The sequence below is a fragment of the Streptomyces sp. DH10 genome (assembly GCF_029813805.1).
Lineage (GTDB): Bacteria > Actinomycetota > Actinomycetes > Streptomycetales > Streptomycetaceae > Streptomyces > Streptomyces coeruleofuscus.
In genome coordinates, this window is record NZ_JARVKU010000004.1 from 334,933 (window position 1) to 353,407 (window position 18,475).

Sequence of the window (18,475 nt, forward strand, 5' to 3'; positions counted from 1 at the left end):
CCATGACGAAGATCGACACCAGCAGGCCGGAGAACGTGCTGCCCACTCCGTCGCACACCGTCGGCCCGTTCTACGGCCACGCCCTGCCGTTCCGCGGCGGCGAGGACATCGCGCCCCTGGGGCATCCGGACACGGTCACCGTGCACGGGTACGTCACCGACGGCGCGGGCGTTCCGCTGCCGGACGCCCTGATCGAGCTGTGGGGCGCGGACCCGGACGGCAACGTGCCGACGGCGGACGGGTCGATGCGCCGCGACCCGGCGTCGGGCGGCTTCCTCGGGCGCAACGGCGTGGAGTTCACGGGCTGGGGACGGATCCAGACCGACGCGAACGGCCACTGGTACGCGCGCACGCTGCGGCCCGGTGCGCGCGGGCGGAGCGCGCCGTACATCAGCGTGTGCGTCTTCGCGCGGGGGCTTCTCGTGCACCTGTACACCCGCATCTACCTGCCGGGCGACGAGGCGGTGCTCGCCGCAGACCCGCTGCTGTCCGCGCTGGAGGACGGGCGGCGCGACACGCTGATCGCCGTGGCGGAGGCCGGCGGCACGTACCGTTTCGACATCCGCCTTCAGGGCGAAGGCGAGACGGTCTTCCTGGAGTTCCAGTGACAGCTGCTCAAGGTGACACCGGCCTGCTCGCCCCCGGGTGGGCCGACTCGGCGGCGGCGTCCGCCACGAGCGACCACGCCTATCTGCGGGCGCTGCTCGACGCGGAGGCCGCGCTGACCCGGGCCCAGGCGGCGCTGGGGCTGGCCCCCGCCGAGGCGGCGACGGCGGTGACCGAGGCGGCCGGCGCCGGCGCCTTCGACGTCCGGTCCCTCGCCGAGGGGGCCCGCGCGGGCGGCAATCCCGTCATCCCCCTGGTCGCGGAGCTGACGAAGGCCGTCGGCGAGGAGTACGGCCCCTACGTCCACCGGGGCGCGACCAGCCAGGACATCATGGACACGGCGACGATGCTGGTCGCGGTGCGCACCCTGGACCTGGTCGTCGCCGATCTCGGCCGCACGGAACGGGCGCTGGCGCGGCTGGCCGCCGAGCACCGTGACACCGCGCTGCCGGGGCGGACGCTCACCCAGCACGCCGTACCGACGACGTTCGGGCTGAAGGCGGCCGGATGGCGGGCGCTCGTCCTCGACGCGCGGGACCGGGTGAAGGCCGTGAGGGACTCGCTGCCCGCCCAACTCGGTGGCGCGGCGGGCACGTTGGCGGCCTTCGGGGCGTACGGCGCGAGCGATCCGGCCGCGCTGCCGGTGGCCTACGCCCGTGAACTCGGCCTCCGGGCACCCGAGCTGCCCTGGCACACCCTGCGGACGCCCGTCGCCGATCTCGCCGGCTGCCTCGCCTTCACGGCGGGCGCCCTCGGCAAACTCGCCGTGGACGTCCTCACCCTGTCGCGCACCGAGATCGCCGAGGTCGCGGAGAGCGGTGGCGGGGGTTCGTCCGCCATGCCACACAAGTCCAATCCCGTACGGTCCACCCTCATCGCCTCCGCCGCGCGACGGGCACCGCAGCTCGCGGCCACGCTGTACGGGTCGATGGCGGCGGAGGACGAGCGGCCGGCCGGCGCCTGGCACGCGGAGTGGGAGCCACTGCGCGACCTGCTGCGGCTGGTCGGCGGGGCCGCCCGGGACGCCGTCGAGCTGGCGGGGGGACTGCGGGTCAGGCCCGAGGTGATGCGCGAACACCTGGAGCTCACCGATGGGTTGATCATCTCCGAGCGGCTCTCCGCCGAGCTGGCCCCGGTGCTGGGCCGTGCCCGCGCCAAGGAACTCCTGACCCGGCTGGCCTCCGAGGGGCGTCCGCTGGATCAGGCACCGGAGCTGGCGGACGCCGACCTCGACCCCACCCACTACACCGGCTCCGCCGGAGCCCTCACCGACCGTGCTCTGGAGCGACGTTGACACTCCTCGACCACCGTGCCGAAGGACCCGCTTCCGCACCCCCGCTGCTGCTCGGGCCCTCCCTCGGCACGTCGAACGCCCTGTGGGACAAGGTGGCCCCCGAGCTGTCGGCCGTCCATCGGGTGGTCCGCTGGGACCTGCCGGGACACGGCGGCTCGGCCGCCGGTCTCATCAGCGCGGGCGCGACGGTCGGTGACCTCGCCGACCTGGTGCTGGCGCTCGCCGACTCGCTCGGGATCGAGCGGTTCGCGTACGCGGGGGTGTCGCTGGGCGGGGCCGTGGGGCTGCACCTCGCCGTGCACCGTCCGCAGCGGCTGTCGTCCCTGGCCGTGATCTGTTCCTCCGCGCACTTCAACGGGTCGAAGCCCTGGGAGGAGCGGGCCGCGCTGGTGCGGCGGGAGGGGCTGGCCGGGCTGGCGGAGAGCGCGGACGCGCGCTGGTTCACGTCCGGTTTCACCGTGCCGGAGCTGGTGGACGACCACCGTCGCGCCGACCCGGACGCGTACGCCGCCTGCTGTGACGCGCTCGCCGCGTTCGACCTGCGGGACCGGCTGCCCGAGATCGCCGTGCCGACCCTGCTGGTGGCCGGACGGGACGATCCGGCGACACCGCCCGCGCATCTGCGGGAGATCGCCGACGCCGTGCCGGGTGCGGCGCTCGTGGAGATCCCGGGCGCCTCGCACCTGGCGCCCGCGCAGTGTCCGGAGGCGGTGCTGACCGCGTTGCGCGCGCACTTCGGCGGGCCCGCCGGGCGCGGTATGGAGGTGCGGCGCGAGGTCCTGGGCGACGCGCACGTCGACCGGGCGCAGGCCCGGCAGGCCCCCTTCACGGCACGCTTCCAGGACTTCATCTCGCGCTACGCCTGGGGCGAGATCTGGACCGACCCGACACTGTCGCGCCGCGAACGCAGCATGATCACCCTCACCGCCCTGGTGGCGCACGGCCACTACGACGAACTGGCCATGCACGTCCGGGCGGCCCGCCGCAACGGGCTCACGCCGGAGGAGATCGGCGCGGTGCTGCTCCAGACGGCGGTGTACTGCGGGGTGCCGGCGGCGAACTCGGCGTTCGCGACGGCCCAGCGGGTGCTGGCGGAGGAGGACGGCGCGGCAGGGTGATGCTGCTGGTCGTAGGCTCGACGGCAGCTCGCTCCGGCCCGCCCGGCGTGCCTACGGTGGGGGCATGTCCACCATCCTGATCACCGGCGCCACCTCGGGGCTCGGCCGGTACGTCGCCTTCGAGCTCGTCCGCTCCGGGCATGTCGTCCTCGTCCACGGCCGGGACGCGGACCGCACCGAGCGGCTGGCCGGGGAACTGCGTGCCGAGGGGGACGCCGAGGCGTTCGTCGCCGACCTGGCCTCGCTGGCGCGGGTGCGCGAGCTGGCCGGGCACGTCGCCGACGCGCATCCCGAGCTGGACGTGCTGGTCAACAACGCGGGCGTGGGGTTCGGGACGCCCGGTGCCGGCCGGGAGGTGAGCGCCGACGGGCACGAGTTGCGGCTGGCGGTGAACTATCTGGCGCCGGTCGTGTTGACCCGGGCCCTGCTGCCGGTGCTGCGGGCGAACGCGCCGGCGCGGATCGTCAACGTCGGTTCGGCCGGTCAGGAACCCCTCGTCTTCGAGGACCCCGAGTTCACCCGCGGCTACGACGGCGTGTCGGCGTACTGCCGCAGCAAGTTCGCGCTCGCCGCGCACACCTTCGCGCTCGCCGGGGAACTGGACGCCACCGGCGTCTCGGTGAACGTGCTGCACCCGGCGACCTACATGGACACGGCGATGGTCCGCGAGGCGGACGTCACGCCGTGGAGCACGGTCGCCGACGGGGCGGCCGGTGTGCTGGCCCTGGCCACGCGCGACCTGGGCAGCGGCCGGTACTTCGACGGGACGAGACCGGCGCGGGCCCATGCGGCGGCGTACGACCCCGGGGTGCGCAAGCGGCTCGCCGCGGTGACCGACCAGTTGCTCGCCGCCTGAACTACCCGGGTCCGGCGTCCGCCTTCAGCGCCGTCCGCGCCCGCTCGGCCAGTCCGTCGGCGCCGCAGGAGACCGCCAGGTCCAGGCCGCGTCGGAGGTCGGTCGCCGAGCGGGCGGCGATGCCGTACTCGATGCGGGCCGCCGCGTGCTCGTACTGACAGGGCGAGGACTCCAGGTAGGCGACGGCCTGGGCGGCGAGGCGGACCGCGCGCTGGCCGGTCTCCAGGGCGGCGGCGCAGCGCAGGGCCTCCCCTATGGCGGTGTCCGTGCCGAAGCGCTCGGCCTGGCGGCGGACGTCCACGGCGAGCCGGGCGGCACGGGCCGGGTCCTCGGTGGCCAGGGCCCGGGCGAGGTCGGCCGCCCAGGGGACGAGCACGGGGTTGTGGTGCCCGCGCGCCGCCGCCGCCTTCTCGGCGGCCTCCAGTTCGTTGACGCCGTCCTTGAGGCGGCCGACGGCGAGCAGCAGCCGGCCGCGCACCGCCCGCGGATCCGGCAGCACTATGGTCGACGGGTAGGGCGGGGCGAAGCCGTACCGTTCGGCGACGTCCCAGGCCTCGTCGACATGACCGCGGGCGAGCAGCGTGTCGACGAGATTGCAGGTCACGGTCCAGTACAGGGGCAGTCCTCGACCGACCCGCTCGGCGAGGGGCAGCGCCTCGCGCAGGGACTGCTCCGCGTCCTCGAGACGGCCGCGCCTGCGGTGCGCGACGCCGACGTAGGCGTGCGCCAGGGCGAGGTGCCCGCCGGTCCAGCCGGCGATCTCGTAGGTGCGCACGGCCTCGTTGAAGAGGCTTTCGGCACGGTCGATGCGGTCGGTGAAGGCGTAGGCGTTGGCCAGCATCAGCAGCAGTTCGATCCCCCACTCGCTGCCGGTCCACCCGAGTCCGGGGGCCAGGCGGCCGTTGACGAGGGCGCGGTCGCACAGTTCGACGATCTCCTCGGCGTTCTCCCCGTGCATCAGGGCGTCGAATCCGCGTAGGATGAGCAGCGCACGTTCGGAGTTGTCCCGGCCGGTGCAGGTCCGCGCCAGCTCGGCCAGGCGCTCGGAGCGGCCCGGTGAGGACACCTCACCGGCGTGGATCCCCTCCCACATGATCCGCACCGCCTCCAGCCGCATCCGGGCCGGTCCGGGTTCCAGCCGGACCGTCTCCGACTCGACCATGCGGACGGCCTCCTGCAGCTGGTCGTTGTGGACCAGTGCCTGGGACAGGCGGATGACGGCGCCCACCCGGTCGTCGCCGACGAGGCCGGGCATGCCGAGCGCGGTCCGCAGATGGCCTATCGTCCTGGCGGGCACGGTCAGGAGTGTGGCGCAGCCCAGTTCGTACAGGACGTGTGCGTGGATGTCGGGCCGGGGCGGTTCCTCCAGCGCGCGTTCCAGGCAGCGCCGGGCGGCATCGGGGGCGCCGACCGCGAGGTGTTCGCGGGCGGCCTCGCGCAGCTGCTCGACGAGTTCCTCGTCGTCGTCCGGGTGGACCTCCAGGAGGTGGCGGGCGGCGACCGCGGCCCCGTGTCCCTCGTCGGTGACGAGGCGGGCGGCGATGCCGTGCATGGCCGTGCGCAGGGCGTCCGGGATCGAGTTGTAGACGGCGGTGGCGATCAGCGGGTGGACGAACTCCAGGTCGCCTTCGGCGGTGCGGCCGGTCGCGGGGTCGGGAGTGGTGAGGATGCGGGCGCCGCGCAGCAGTTCGCCGCAGCGGACGGCGTCGTCGTGCTTCAGGGTGGCGAGCTTGGCCACCAGGTCGATGGAGATGCCGGTGCCCAGGATGGCGGCGGCCCAGGCGAACCTGGTGGCGTCGATGCCGAGTTCCTCCAGGCGGGCGACGAGGCCGCCGCCGCGGGCCGAGCGGTTCAGCTCGCGCAGTTCCCCGGCCCGGGCCTCGACCGGTTCGAGTTCGCTGTCCCGCACCTTGGCGAGGAGTTCGACGGTGTCGTAGGGGTTGCCGGCGGTGACGGCCCAGACCTCGCGGCAGAACGCGGCGTCGGCGTGCTCGCCCAGGGTGGCGCGGGTGAGCCCGGCCGTGGCGTCGGGGGTGAGGGCGCTCAGGGGCGTGACGGGGCCGTCCGCGGCGGCGGCGACGGTGTCGAGGAGCCAGGCGCTCGTGCCGGAGACCTCGCCCGGGCGGCGGGTGACCACAATCAGGACGCACACCTCGTCGCGGCGTTCGGCCAGCGCGGCGAGCCAGTGCAGGGTCTCCTGGTCGGCCCAGTGGGCGTCGTCGATGAGCAGCACCAGCGGCCACTCCCGGCGGGAGAGCCGGCGCACGGCGGCGACCAGGCCGTCGCACACGCCCTGCGGGTCGGCCTGCCGGTCGCCGGGGTCCGCTATGCCGAGGGCGGGGCCGGCGATGTCGTACCAGTCGCCGAGGTACTCGCGTGCCTCCTCCGGCAGCATCGACACCAGTGCCGGTTGCAGTAACTGCCGTACGACGTTGAAGGGGACGGACTTGAGGGTCTCGCCGCCGCGTGCCGACCAGACCGTGCAGTCGCGCGCTTCGGCGATGCGGCGGGTTTCGGCCAGCAGCGCGGTCTTGCCGAGTCCTGCCTCGCCGCGGAAGACCAGCAGTCCGCCGGCCGAGGAGCGGTCCGCGCAGAGGCGGTCGACCGCCCGCGCGACGGCGGCGACTTCCTCGTCGCGCTCCCACAGGGAAGCCGAGGCGCCGGCCGTGGGCCGTACCTCCGTCATCCCGTTACCTCCCCAAGTCGCCCGAACGACGTACAGACGTCGAGCGTAGTCCTCCGATTGCCTGAGTGGAGGGCGGACCGGGCACCTGTTGCCGTGACGGGTGACAGGGAGTGCGGCCGGACGACGTGACCGGTCCGCCACCAGCCTTCTTCTGGTCAACGGCACGCCATAGCACGGGAGGTGACGTTCATTCACCAGAAACGGGACACACGGTGCGGCCGCCGGGCGCTGGTCGCGGGGTCGGTGGGCAATCTCATCGAGTGGTACGAGTTCGGCGTCTACGGCTACTTCGCGACGATCATCGCGGCACGGTTCCTCCGCCGGAGGGCGGCAGCGAGGCCGAGGGGTTGGTGAAGACGTACGCGTCGTTCGCGCTCGCGTTCTTCTTCCGGCCCGTCGGGGCGGCGCTTTTCGGCCGCCTGGGCGACCGGTTCGGCCGTCGTCCCGTGCTGGTTGCGGTGATCACGCTGATGACGGTCGCGACGACGCTGATCGGCGCGTTGCCGACGTACGCGCAGGCGGGTGCCGTGGCGCCCTGGCTGCTGACGTTCCTGCGGGTACTCCAAGGTTTGTCCGCCGGTGGGGAGTTCGGCGGGGCGGTGTCGGTGATGACGGAGTTCGCGCCGCCGGACAGGCGAGGGCTCTACGGGTCGTTGCAGTCGTTCACGGCTGCGCTGGGGCTGCTGGCCGGTGCGGGCGCGGCGGCGCTGCTCGCCACGGTGCTGTCGGAGGAGCAGTTGGTATCGTGGGGCTGGCGGTTGCCGTTCCTGCTGACGCTGCCGTTGGGGCTGGGTGCGCTGTGGCTGAGGCTGCGGCTGGACGAGACGCCGGCGTTCGTGGCGGAGGCGGCACGGGAGGCGCCTCCCCCGCGCGAGGTCGTCGGAGCCATCGTTCTGGGCGCGGGCAGGATCATGGGCTGGGCCGCGGCCGGTTACACCTTCCTCGTCGTGCTGCCGTCGTATCTCCAGAGTTCGCTGGGCGCGACCTTCCAGCAGGCGCTGGTCGCCACCGTCCTGGCCAACCTGGGCTTCGCGGTGACGATCGTGCCGGCGGGGCTGCTCAGCGACCGGCTCGGGCGGCGGGCCGTGATGCTGACGGGGGCGGTCCTGGTCGTGGTCTGCGCGGTGCCGCTGCTCAACCTTCTTCAGACGCCCGGCGTTTCGAACACCGTGAAGGGAGTGGCGGTGTTCGGCGCCGGTGCGGTGGTGGGGCTGATGGCGGGGCCGGGTCCGGCGATGCTGTCGGAGATGTTCCCGACCCGGGTGCGCTACACCGGGCTGGGACTCGCCTACGCGCTGTCCAATGCGGTGTTCTCGGGGTGCGCCGGGCTCATCATCACGGAGACGATCGAGCGGACGGGGAGCGTGGACATCCCCGCGTACTACGCGGCGGTGGCGTGCGCGGTGAGCGTACCGGCGCTGCTCACTCCGTCCGGGCGGCGGGTGGGGGTCGGGGCGACGGTGGCCGACACGGCGGAAGAGGCGGAAGAGAAGGCGGGTTGATCGGATGCGGGTGATCGGTCTCATGTCCGGGACGTCGTACGACGCCATCGACGCGGCGGCGGCCGAGCTGGACCTCGTCGGTGACGGCCTGGTGCTGAAGCCGCTCGGCATGGTGAGCGAGCCGTACGACGGCGAACTGCGCGAGAGCCTGGCCGCCGCCCTGCCGCCGGGCACCACCACCCTGGGCGAGGTGTGCCGGCTGGACACCCTCATCGGGCAGGCTTTCGCGGCGGCCGCGGTCCGGGCCGACCGGGAACTGTGCGAGGGGCGGGCGCAGTTGGTGGCCTCGCACGGGCAGACCGTCTACCACTGGGTCGCTGAGAAGGAGGTGCACGGCACCCTCCAGCTGGGGCAGCCGGCGTGGATCGCCGAGGCGACCGGACTGCCCGTGGTCGCCGACTTCCGGCCGCGTGACATCGCCGCAGGCGGGCAGGGCGCCCCGCTGGTCAGCCTGTTCGACCTGCTGTGGCTGCGCGGCCGGCCGGGCAGGCCCGTCGCACTCAACGTCGGCGGTATCGCCAACCTCACCGCACCCGACGGGACCGCCTTCGACACCGGGCCGGGCTGCGCGCTGATCGACGCGGCGGCCCGGGGGTTCAGCGGCGGGGCCCTGGCCTACGACACGGACGGGGCCCTGGCCGGCCGCGGCCGGGTGCACGGGCCGCTGCTCGACCGGCTGCTGGAGGAGCCGTACTACGCGCTGCCCGCACCCAAGACGACGGGCAAGGAGCTGTTCCACCTCGGTCATCTGCGGGACGCGCTGGCCGGGTTCGGGACACTGCCCGCCGAGGACGTCGTCGCCACACTGACCATGCTCACGGCCCGGACGGTGGCGGACGCCGTGCGGTCGGTGGGCGCGACGGAGGTCGTCGCGTCGGGCGGCGGGACCCGCAACCCGGTGCTGATGGGCATGCTCGGGGATCTGCTGCCGGGGGTGGCGGTACGCACGTCGGACGAACTCGGGCTGCCGTCCGACGCGAAGGAGGCCTACGCCTTCGCGGTCCTGGGGTTCCTGACGCTGCACGGCCTGCCCGGCACCGAGCCCGCGAGCACCGGTGCCCGGCGTCCGAGCGTGCTGGGGTCGGTGACCCCGGGCCGGGACGGGCTGCGGCTTCCCCCGCCGGCCGACCGGAGTCCGACGCGGCTGCTGCTGGACTGACGCGATCCGTTCGGCTCCTCTCATGCCACTTTCACCGACGCCTCATACGGTGGGGGGATGACGCAGGAGACTCCACCCGGGTGGTACCCCGACCCCGGACAGAAAAGTGACGGGCCCGCCACCGTGCGCTGGTGGGACGGCAAGACCTGGACGGACCGCATCCGTCCGGCGGACCCGGCCGCGACCTGGGGTCCCCCCACGCAGCCTCCGACGGCGGATGCCTCGCCGCCGGATCCGGCCTCTGGTGGTGCGCCGTTGTCGGATCCGGCGCCCTCAGGGGACGCGTCGTCCTCGGGGGACGTGTCGTCCTCAGGGGACGCGTCACTCTCGGGAGACATGTCGCCCTCGGCGGACATGTCACCCTCGGGGCAGTCGGGGGCCGCCGGAAACCCGGCCGACGCCGGGCAGCCGACCGGCGTCGCATTCCCAGGAGCCCCCGGATATCCGGGCAATGCCGGACAACCGGCAGCCGCTGGATATCCGGGCGGCGGCGGGTATCCGCCTGGCACCGGCTATCCGCCTGGCACCGGCTATCCGGCAGTTCCCGGATATCCCAGCTACCCCGCCACGCCTCCGCCCGCCGGCCGGGGGCGAGGGTTGCGGATCGGGATAGCCGTGGCGGCAGCCGTCGTCGTGCTCGCCAGCATCGGTGTCGGCGTGTACGCGCTGACCGACAACGGCGGCTCGGGCGGTGGTTCCGCCACCTCGCAGGCGCCGGGCGGACCCGGGAGCCAGGGCGGGCCGGGCGACTCCGGGGGCTCCGGCAGGGACGGCGGCTCCGGCGGTCCGAGTCCGTCGCCCGAGCAATCCCGGCCGCCGAAGATCAGGAGCGGGTCGGTGACCGACGCGGTCAGCGGCATCAGTCTGCCGATTCCGAAGGGTTGGTACGGGCAGCAGGGCCAAGCCGGCGCGCAGGTGACGTCCGACGACTCCTACAAGTGTCCCGGCGACATCACCTCGACCTGTACGAAGGGCGGAGCCTACTCGGCACCGGCGCTGGCCCTCGGCACCAAGGGCGCCACCGCCGAGGAGGTCGCGAAGGCGGACATCGCCGCGAACGCCGAGGAGTCCTACGGCGGCAAGTCCTACGGCGGCATCACCTCCCACGACGTGCTGGCCGCCAGGTCCGTGACCGTGGCCGGGCAGAAGGGCTACCTGGTCCGCTGGAAGGCCGTCACGAACAAGGGCGCCGACGGCATCGTGGAGTCGCTCGCGTTCCCCTCCCCGGCGAACGCGAAGCTGATGGTCGTCGTCCGGTTCGGCGTCGACGCCGACCAGAAGGAGTCCGTCCTGGACGAGATCACCCGTGGCATCAAGGTGTCCACAGGCAGCGGCAACGGCCAGGACGTCTGAGCCGGCGTCCCACCGCCGGACACCGACGGCCGGGTGGGGCGCCCCCGGCGCTCACAGGGGAACCCCACCCGGCCGGGGGGGTGCGCGCCGCCCCCGTCCCCACGGGTCGGCGCGGTCGGGTCGCCGTCCGGTCATCCCGTGGACGGCGGCCCGGGTCTCAGGTGAGGCCGAGTGCCGGCAGCACCGCCGCCTCCACGAAACGCACCAGATAGTCCGGGTTCGCGTCCTCGCCCTCCAGGACGGGCCGGATGCGCAGGACGCCGAACATCTGCGCGGGGATGTACTCCAGCGCCGGGTGATCGGCGGGCACCTCACCCCGTTCGACCCCGCGCCGGATGATCTCCTTCAGCGCGGCGATCTCCGGCTCGACCAGAGCCTCGCGCAACGCGCGCTTCAGCTCGGGGTCCTGGGGCGCGGCATGCGCGAGCGCCTGGAGCAGCCTGGTGTCCCGGCCCGACAGCTCGCCCGCCGCCCGGGCGGCCTCGCGCAGGTCGTCCGCGAGCGAGCCGGTGTCGATGCAGCGCGTCCGCCGGTGGGAGCGCAGCGCCGCCGCCACGAACTGGGGCTTGGTCTTCCACTGCCGGTAGAGCGTGGACTTGCTGCACCGGGTGCTGGCCGCGATCCCCTCCATGGTGACGGAGTCGTAGCCGCACTCGCGGAGCTGCTCCAGCACGGCGTCGTAGAACTCCTGCTCACGCTCGGGCGTGATCTTGGAGCGGCGCGAGGAACCGACCGGCTCGGGCCGGTCCGCAGCCTGCGACGTCATGGGCTGTGCTCCTGGCTTCCTCGGGCGGCCGGAAAATTCCCGGCCGGCGGTGTGTCGTTCGTCTATCGATACGCGAGTGTACCGGTACGCCGCCGTATCGGTACACTCGCGTATCGGTACGCACTCGTACCGATAACAGCAGCACCGTCACCGAAAGGGCCGGGGGATGAATGCCCGCACCGAGCCTGCGCCGGCGGGGTCCGACGCGATAGCGCGACCGCCGCTCGTCCGGGAGCTCCTGCTCGTCGCAGGGCTCTTCCTCGCCTACAAGCTCGGCCGGCAGCTGGCCACGGGCCACACCGGCGAGGCCTTCCGCAACGCGTACGACGTGTGGGACTTCGAACGAGCGGTCCGGCTGCCCGGCGAGGGGGCGGTGCAGTCCCTGCTGCTGCACGGCGACGGCCTGGCGCACCTCGCCAACACCTACTACGCGGCCGTCCACTTCCCGGCCACCGCCGCCTTCCTGATCTGGCTCTACCTGCGCCGCCCGGCCCACTACGTGTGGGCCCGCCGGGTCCTGGCCGTGGTCACCGCCGCCGCCCTGGTGCTGCACCTGCTGTTCCCGCTCGCCCCGCCGCGCATGCTGGCCGCGACCGGCCTGGTGGACACGGCGCGGGTGTACGGCCCGTCGGTGTACGGCAGTCCCGCGACCGACTCCCTGTCGAACCAGTTCGCGGCGATGCCCTCGCTGCACTTCGGCTGGGCGCTGATGGTGGCGGTCGGCCTGATCGTGGCGACCCGCTCGCGGTGGCGCCGGCTGTGGCTGCTGCATCCCCTGCTGACGCTGCTGGTGATCGTCGGCACCGCGAACCACTACTGGCTCGACGCGATCGCGGCGACGGTGTTGCTGGGTCTCACACTCGCGGCTGTCCACCTGCCGCATCGCACCGTGACCACGGCGGTCCGCGCGCAAGGCAGGCTCGTACCGGCCCGAACCCAGGTCCAGAGCCAGGTCCGGGCCCAGGTCCAGGCCGAGGAGCAGGCGCTCGCGGGAGCGGGCCGATGAGCGCCGTCCTCGTCGCCGTGGCCCTGTCCCTCGTCTCCGCCGTCGCCTACGCGTCCGCCGCGGTCGCCCAGGAGCGGCTCGCCTCCCGCTCGCCCGGAACGGGCACGCTGCGGCTGCTCGGCAGTGCCGCCTGGTGGTGGTCGGTCGGGCTGAACGCGGCTGCCGCGCTGCTGCACGTCGTGGCGCTGAAGTACGGTCCGCTGACCGTGGTCCAGCCGCTCGGCGCGCTCACCCTGGTCGCGGCCGTGCCGATGGGCGCGCGGCTCGCGGGGCGGCGGGTGAGCACCGTCGAGTGGCGGGGCACCGCGCTGACGCTGCTCGGCCTGGGCGCGATCCTGGTCACGGCGTCCGGTCCGGCGCCCGACGACGTGCTGAGCGTTCCCGAGGCGCTGGCGGTCGCGGGCGCGACCGCGGCACTCATCGGGGTGCTGTCCCGGCCGGGCGCCCGCCCGGGGCTGCGGCACGCGAGCGCGTCCGGCTTGGCCTCCGGGGTCGCCTCGGCCCTCACGCAGACCGTGACGGTGGCGGCGACCGACCGGTCCGGTCCGCTGCTGAGCGTCCAGGTGGTCGGGGTGGCGCTGCTCGTGGCGGCCTTCGCGGCCGGCGGGCTGCTGCTGTCGCAGACGGCCTACCGGGGTGGTCTCGGCGGCCCGCTCGCGGTGGTGACCCTGGCCAACCCGCTGGCCGCCGCGGTGATCGGCCTGTCGCTGCTGGGCGAACGCCTCCAGGGCGGTCCGGCGGGCGTGCTGCTCGCGCTCGCCGGGGGCGGCCTGGCGTCCTGGGGCGTGGTGCTGCTCAGCCGGGCGACGCCCGCGGCCGCCCCGGCGGACGACGACCATCCGGTGGCCGCCGTCCTGGCGCTGGAACCCGGTTCGGCCACGGCCGAACCGGCGCTGGTGCCCCGGCCGCACGATCCGGGGCACCTCACCACGGCTAGGCGGTGATGAACGCCGGGTCGCTCACGCCCGGCCGCCCGTTCTCGACGTGTCCCGCGAACCGCCGCAGGAACGCCGCGTCGCCCTCTGCGGTGACGGTCAGGTCGTACCAGCGGCGGCCGGCGGTGAGGTCGACGGTCCGCCGCACCTTCGCGCCGGGGCGGACGGTGACGGTCGAGGGCCGGCCGCCGTAACCGTCGGAGAGCTTCAGCCGTGCCGTGCCGGAACCCTTGTTGGTGAAGGTCAGCTCGATGTCGTCACCGGTGTGGCGTGCGGTGACTTCGCAGCCGGCCCTCTTGTTCGACCCCTTGAAGACCCGCACGAAGCCGTTCGGGCCGTGCACGGTCAGGTCGTACGAGCCCGCCGACCACTCCGAGTTCCAGGTGTCGGAGAGGGTCTTGCCGGCCTCGGTGGTGTACATCCAGGGGCCGTCGGCGCGGTTGCCGGAGGTGACGTGGAAGGCGGCGCCGGCCTTCGGCCCTGAGGCGAAGGCGAGGGTGAGCTTCCCGGCCGCCGCGTCGACCGAGGCGTCCACGTGCGGGGCGTACTTCAGCGGCCGGGCGCGGCGCAGGCCGCGTTCCTGCCGGGGCATGCGCGGATCGGCGGGCGGGGTGGGCTTGTAGTCGGGGTGACGTTCGCGGTCCTGCGGCTCGTACGCGTCCGTGCCGGGCAGCGGGGCGGGCCGCGCGTCCTTGCGGGAGAAGTCGAACGCGGAGGTCAGGTCACCGCAGATCGCCCGCCGCCACGGCGAGATGTTGCTCTCGCGCACCCCGAAGCGGTGCTCCATGAACCGCAGGATCGAGGTGTGGTCGAACGTCTCCGAGCAGACGTATCCGCCCTTGCTCCAGGGCGATACGACGAGCATCGGCACCCGGGGGCCGAGACCGTAGGAGCCGGCCGTGTTCTTGCCGTCGCCCGGGAAGAGGTCGAGGGAGACGTCGACGGTGGACTTACCGCGGGAGGCGTCCTTCGGCGGCAGGGGCGGCACGACGTGGTCGAAGAAGCCGTCGTTCTCGTCGTAGGTGATGAACAGGGCCGTCTTCGACCAGACCTCCGGGTTGGCGGTGAGGGCGTCCAGGACCTGGGCGATGTACCAGGCGCCGTAGTTCGACGGCCAGTTGGAGTGTTCGCTGAAGGCCTCGGGGGCGGCGATCCAGGAGATCTGCGGCAGCTTGCCGGCCTTGACGTCGGCCTTCAGCCGGTCGAAGTAGCCGTCACCGGCCTTGGCGTTCGTGCCGGTGCGGGCCTTGTCGTACCAGGGGTCGCCGGGCTTGGCGTCACGGTACTTGTCGAAGTAGAGCAGGGAGTTGTCGCCGTAGTTGCCGCGGTAGGCGTCTTCGATCCAGCCCCAGGAACCCTTCGCGTCGAGGCCGTCGCCGATGTCCTGGTAGATCTTCCAGGAGATGCCGGCCTGCTCCAGGCGCTCGGGGTAGGTCGTCCAGCCGTAGCCGAGTTCGTCGTTGCCGAGGACCGGGCCGCCGCCGGTGCCGTCGTTGCCCGTGTAGCCGGACCACATGTAGTAGCGGTTCGGGTCGGTGGAGCCGATGAACGAGCAGTGGTAGGCGTCGCAGACGGTGAAGGCGTCGGCGAGGGCGTAGTGGAAGGGGATGTCCTCGCGGGTCAGGTACGCCATGGTCGTGGTGCCCTTGGCGGGCACCCACCGGTCGTACTTGCCGCCGTTGTAGGCCTGCTGGCCGTCGGGCCAGGAGTGCGGCAGGCCCTCCAGGAACTGCATGCCGAGGTCGTCGGCGTCCGGGTGGAACGGCAGGATCTCCTTGCCGTCCTTCTCCTGGTGCCATATCGGTTTGCCGTTGCCGAGGGTGACCGGACGCGGGTCGCCGAAGCCGCGGACGCCTCTCAGGGTGCCGAAGTAGTGGTCGAACGAACGGTTCTCCTGCATCAGGACGACGATGTGCTCGACGTCCTCGATCGACCCGGTCCGGTGGTTGGCGGGGAGCGCGGCGGCGCGCTGGATGCTGGCGGACAGCGCGCTGAAAGCCGTGGTGGCACCCGCGAGTTGGAGAAAGCGGCGCCGGTTGACTTCGGACATGAAGGACAGACCTCTCATGCTGAGGTACGGGATGGCCGGAACGTGACGGAATCTGCGCGGAAGGAGTGTTTCAGGGACACCGAACGTCAAGGAAGGGGCCGGTGACACTCGTGTGAAAGTCGCCGGTACGTGAGGTGTGCCGGGGCATTGTCAGGGGAGGGTCAGGGACGTGACAGAGACGCAGACGGCCTCCCCGCCGACGAAACGGCCCGTTCGCCAGCTCCTCGCCGCCTCCGTGGGCAACGCCGTGGAGTGGTACGACTGGTACGCCTACACGTTTCTGGCCACCTACATCGCCGCCCAGGTCTTCCCGAAGAGCGCGGACAACTCACTGGTGCCGCTGCTGTCCACGTTCGCGGTGTTCGCGGTGGGCTTCTTCATGCGGCCGGTCGGCGGGCTGCTGATGGGGGCGGTCGCGGACCGGCACGGGCGGCGGGCCGCGCTGACGGTCACCATCCTGCTGATGGGCGGCAGCAGCCTGCTCGTCGGGCTGACCCCGACGTACGCGGCGGTGGGTGTACTGGCGCCCGTGATCCTCGTCCTGGCGCGGCTGCTGCAAGGCCTGTCCGTGGGCGGTGAGTTCGCGGCCTCGACGACCTTCCTGGTGGAGTCGGCGGGCCCGGGCAGGCGCGGGCTGTTCTCCAGTTTCCAGTACGTGTCGACGACCGTGGGTCAGCTCGTCGCCTCCGGCATCGCCACGCTGCTCGTGGACACGCTGAGCGACGGGCAGATGAACGGCTGGGGCTGGCGGGTCCCGTTCATACTCGGGGCGGTGCTGAGCCTGGTCGGCTTCTGGATCCGGCAGGGCGCGCAGGAGACCCGCAGCGCCGAGCAGCAGCAGGCGCCGCGTCCCGGCCTGTTCGAGGCGCTGCGCCGGCACCCGCGCGAGTCCCTCCTCATCGGCGGCATCACGGCGGGCGGCACCATCGCCTACTACACGTGGACGTCGTACCTTCCGACGTACGCCGAACTCAACGCGGGTCTCGAGAAGTCGGACGCGCTGCTCGCGGGCACGATCTCACTGGCCTTCTTCGCCCTGCTCCAACCGCTCGGCGGCCTCCTGTCCGACCGCTTCGGCCGCCGCCCCCTGCTCCTCTTCTTCGGCCTGGGCTTCGCCCTGCTCACCGTGCCCCTGCTGCACGCCCTGCGCGACTCCTTCGCCGTACTGCTGCTCGTGCAGTGCGCCGGAATGGTGCTGCTGACCGGGTTCACCTCGATCAGCGCGGCCGTGAACGCGGAGATCTTCCCGCCGCGGGTCCGGGCGGCCGGTATCGGCTTTCCCTACTCGCTGACGGTGGCCCTCTTCGGCGGCACGGCTCCGTACGTGGGCACGCTGTTCAAGGAGGTGGGCCACGCCGGGCTCTTCCCCTGGTACGTCGCGGTGCTCTGCCTGCTGTCGTCGCTGGTGTACCTGCGGCTGCCGGAGACGGCGCACACGCCTCTCCGGCGGTGAGCGGGCGGCCGGTCAGGGCCCCGCTCGCGTACGAGCCCCGTCCGCCTCTCCGTCCCCGTGCGCTCCCTCGCGCGCCCTCTCCTGTGGCCTTTCGTGCGGTCCCGCGCCGTCCTCGAAGGCGGTCGGCGGTCCGGACGCCCCGGTCGTCTCCCCCAGCGCGTTGCTCTCCCGGACGGCGGCCCTCTCGGGGTCGATCACGGCCTCGGTCGTCCTGCCCACCTCCGCCAGCGTCATCTGGGCGCGGTCATCGACCAGTCGGGTCACCAGGTGCTGGGCGGCGCCGAAGGCTGCGGCCCAGCCGAGGACCTGCGCCCTGCTGTCGAGATCGCTGAGCCCGGGGACGAAGGCGCCCCGGATCAGCAGCAGTCCGAGGAAGGCGGACAGGGCGCCGGTGGGGAACTTCAGCACAGCCGACGCCAGGGGCAGCATGTAGGGCGAGTCGGTGCCCCGGATGCGGCGCAGTGAGGCGATGACGGTGAGGGCCGCACCGGCGAGCCCGGCGATCTCGACGGTGAGGATGTCCCTCGGCTGGGCCTGGCTGCTGGCGGGGGTGCCCGCCTTCTCGTCGGGATGCTCCGCCGTGGGGCACACGACATCGATCCCGCTCGTGTCCCCGGGGTTGACCTTGGGTGTGAAGCACATGCTCAGCGACTCGGGGAAGAACCAGCCGTAGACCGCGAGGCCCGCCGCGCCGAGCAGGACGAGGAACGTCGCGGTCCACAGGATGTTGCGCAGGCTGCGCACCCGGGCCAGTTCGTCGTCCAGGGCGTTGTACGCGGCGTCGAGCGCCCGGACCATGAGGTCCCGGTCGCTCGGTGACATCTCGCCGGAGATGACGGAACGGAGCCGCCGGGCGAGGCGGACACGCCGCGGGTCGTCGGCGGCCAGATGATCCTTGACCAGCGCCATGACCTCGCTGGCACGGCCGGCGGCTTCCTCGTCGGACACCAGTTGGAGGAGCGTCACCTCCGCGCTGCGTATGTTCGACCAGACACCCTCGCGCGCGGCCGAGCCGGACCAGGCACGCCGCCATCCGAAATCCTCGTCGGCAGCCGCTCCGGCCTTTTTCAGATGGCCCCGCATTCCCTCGACGAGCGTCTTGCGGTCTTCGGAGCACGGCTTGACACGTTCGCGTTCCAGCTGGGCTTCGAGATAGGCGATCCGGGTTTTCGCCCGTGCGCGCCAAGCGGTCCGCGATGGCCGTCCCGGAGCGGTTCCGGTCACTCGTAGACGGCGGGTACGCGCAGCCTATTCCACGACTTCCGCCCCGGTATGCCGTCAGCGTCCTCGCCCCTGAATCCGAGTTTCCACTGCCAATTCGCGTACGACTTCCGGTCCGCTTCGCTCCACCGCGAGTCGGGCTCGTCGGCGTACACGCCGCAACCCTCGTCGATGAGGCGGTAGCCCATAGCCTTGATGACCGGGCTGCTCACGGAGGGCTGGAAGAAGTCGGCCCCCGGATAGCGTTCGAACTCGCCCTCCACTTCCGGGGGAGCCACGCGGATCCGCTGTGTGGGGTGAATGACATCCGGATTCGTGATCTGGGGGTTCCACTCCAGAATCTGGTCCAGCGTCACGCAGTGCATAACCGCGATCTTACCGAGCGTGTCGCCACGTTTCACTACGTAGAACTCTGCTGTCGTTTCCATGTGTCCACACTAAGCGAATTATCCGACATGGAAAAGTCGAGA

At 72.6% G+C, this 18,475-nt stretch carries 14 protein-coding genes and 1 pseudogene; 10 read left to right on the forward strand and 5 right to left on the reverse strand.

Annotation, left to right across the window (positions count from 1 at the left end; all coding sequences use genetic code 11):
- The first annotated feature begins 2 nt into the window (after window positions 1-2).
- The 4 genes from pcaG to QC385_RS11005 all read left to right on the forward strand — a co-directional run bounded on the left by pcaG (window position 3) and on the right by QC385_RS11005 (window position 3,874).
- The gene (gene pcaG / locus QC385_RS10990) at window positions 3-608 is read left to right on the forward strand and encodes a protocatechuate 3,4-dioxygenase subunit alpha (protein ID WP_279541074.1); all 606 of its coding nucleotides are present in this window, start codon (window positions 3-5) and stop codon (window positions 606-608) included.
- Window positions 605-1,900 carry a 3-carboxy-cis,cis-muconate cycloisomerase gene (pcaB, locus tag QC385_RS10995; protein ID WP_279541075.1) on the forward strand — a complete coding sequence of 432 codons (1,296 nt, stop codon included), beginning with the start codon at window positions 605-607 and terminating at the stop codon, window positions 1,898-1,900. Before pcaG ends, pcaB begins: the two co-directional genes overlap by 4 nt.
- On the forward strand, window positions 1,897-3,018 hold the full coding sequence (gene pcaDC / locus QC385_RS11000) for a bifunctional 3-oxoadipate enol-lactonase/4-carboxymuconolactone decarboxylase PcaDC (protein ID WP_279541076.1): 1,122 nt from the start codon (window positions 1,897-1,899) through the stop codon (window positions 3,016-3,018). The genes pcaB and pcaDC overlap by 4 nt, the downstream gene beginning before the upstream one ends.
- Before the next feature lie 64 nt (window positions 3,019-3,082).
- Window positions 3,083-3,874, forward strand: a complete 792-nt coding sequence (locus tag QC385_RS11005; RefSeq protein WP_279541077.1) for an SDR family NAD(P)-dependent oxidoreductase — start codon at window positions 3,083-3,085, stop codon at window positions 3,872-3,874.
- A 1-nt stretch (window position 3,875) separates the two neighbouring features.
- Here QC385_RS11005 and QC385_RS11010 read toward each other — a convergent pair whose 3' ends face one another.
- A complete protein-coding gene (locus QC385_RS11010; RefSeq protein WP_279541078.1) occupies window positions 3,876-6,560 on the reverse strand; it encodes an ATP-binding protein in 2,685 nt (894 codons plus the stop codon).
- A gap of 180 nt (window positions 6,561-6,740) precedes the next feature.
- Here QC385_RS11010 and QC385_RS11015 point away from each other — a divergent pair.
- From QC385_RS11015 to QC385_RS11030, 3 genes and pseudogenes are all read left to right on the forward strand, one after another.
- A pseudogene (locus tag QC385_RS11015) lies at window positions 6,741-8,062 on the forward strand (MFS transporter).
- A 4-nt stretch (window positions 8,063-8,066) separates the two neighbouring features.
- Window positions 8,067-9,221 (forward strand): anhydro-N-acetylmuramic acid kinase, encoded by a 1,155-nt coding sequence (locus QC385_RS11020; RefSeq protein ID WP_279541079.1) that lies wholly within the window; start codon window positions 8,067-8,069, stop codon window positions 9,219-9,221.
- Window positions 9,222-9,278: 57 nt separating this feature from the next.
- Complete coding sequence (locus QC385_RS11030) at window positions 9,279-10,574, forward strand: DUF2510 domain-containing protein (protein WP_443032876.1); 1,296 nt, start codon at window positions 9,279-9,281, stop codon at window positions 10,572-10,574.
- Between the two features lie 157 nt (window positions 10,575-10,731).
- Here the strand turns inward: QC385_RS11030 and QC385_RS11035 are convergent, their stop codons facing one another.
- Window positions 10,732-11,340: a TetR/AcrR family transcriptional regulator gene (locus QC385_RS11035; RefSeq protein WP_279541080.1), complete on the reverse strand. Its 609-nt coding sequence runs from the start codon at window positions 11,338-11,340 to the stop codon at window positions 10,732-10,734.
- A gap of 166 nt (window positions 11,341-11,506) precedes the next feature.
- On the opposite strand from QC385_RS11035, the gene QC385_RS11040 reads away from it, so the two are divergent.
- Both QC385_RS11040 and QC385_RS11045 read left to right on the forward strand, forming a co-directional pair.
- Complete coding sequence (locus QC385_RS11040) at window positions 11,507-12,346, forward strand: phosphatase PAP2 family protein (protein ID WP_279541081.1); 840 nt, start codon at window positions 11,507-11,509, stop codon at window positions 12,344-12,346.
- Window positions 12,343-13,290: a hypothetical protein gene (locus QC385_RS11045; protein ID WP_279541082.1), complete on the forward strand. Its 948-nt coding sequence runs from the start codon at window positions 12,343-12,345 to the stop codon at window positions 13,288-13,290. The genes QC385_RS11040 and QC385_RS11045 overlap by 4 nt, the downstream gene beginning before the upstream one ends.
- On the opposite strand, the gene QC385_RS11050 is transcribed toward QC385_RS11045, so the two are convergent.
- On the reverse strand, window positions 13,280-15,331 hold the full coding sequence (locus tag QC385_RS11050) for a phosphocholine-specific phospholipase C (protein ID WP_279541083.1): 2,052 nt from the start codon (window positions 15,329-15,331) through the stop codon (window positions 13,280-13,282). The genes QC385_RS11045 and QC385_RS11050 overlap by 11 nt on opposite strands.
- 169 nt (window positions 15,332-15,500) lie before the next feature.
- Here QC385_RS11050 and QC385_RS11055 point away from each other — a divergent pair, with 169 nt between their 5' ends.
- Window positions 15,501-16,784 (forward strand): MFS transporter, encoded by a 1,284-nt coding sequence (locus tag QC385_RS11055; protein ID WP_279541084.1) that lies wholly within the window; start codon window positions 15,501-15,503, stop codon window positions 16,782-16,784.
- A gap of 12 nt (window positions 16,785-16,796) precedes the next feature.
- On the opposite strand, the gene QC385_RS11060 is transcribed toward QC385_RS11055, so the two are convergent.
- Together QC385_RS11060 and QC385_RS44205 are read right to left on the reverse strand one after the other, a co-directional pair.
- Window positions 16,797-18,008 carry a hypothetical protein gene (locus QC385_RS11060; protein WP_279541085.1) on the reverse strand — a complete coding sequence of 404 codons (1,212 nt, stop codon included), beginning with the start codon at window positions 18,006-18,008 and terminating at the stop codon, window positions 16,797-16,799.
- Entirely contained in the window at window positions 18,005-18,433 is a 429-nt protein-coding gene (locus tag QC385_RS44205) for a peptidoglycan-binding protein (protein WP_443032877.1), read from the reverse strand. Before QC385_RS44205 ends, QC385_RS11060 begins: the two co-directional genes overlap by 4 nt.
- Window positions 18,434-18,475 lie beyond the last annotated feature (42 nt).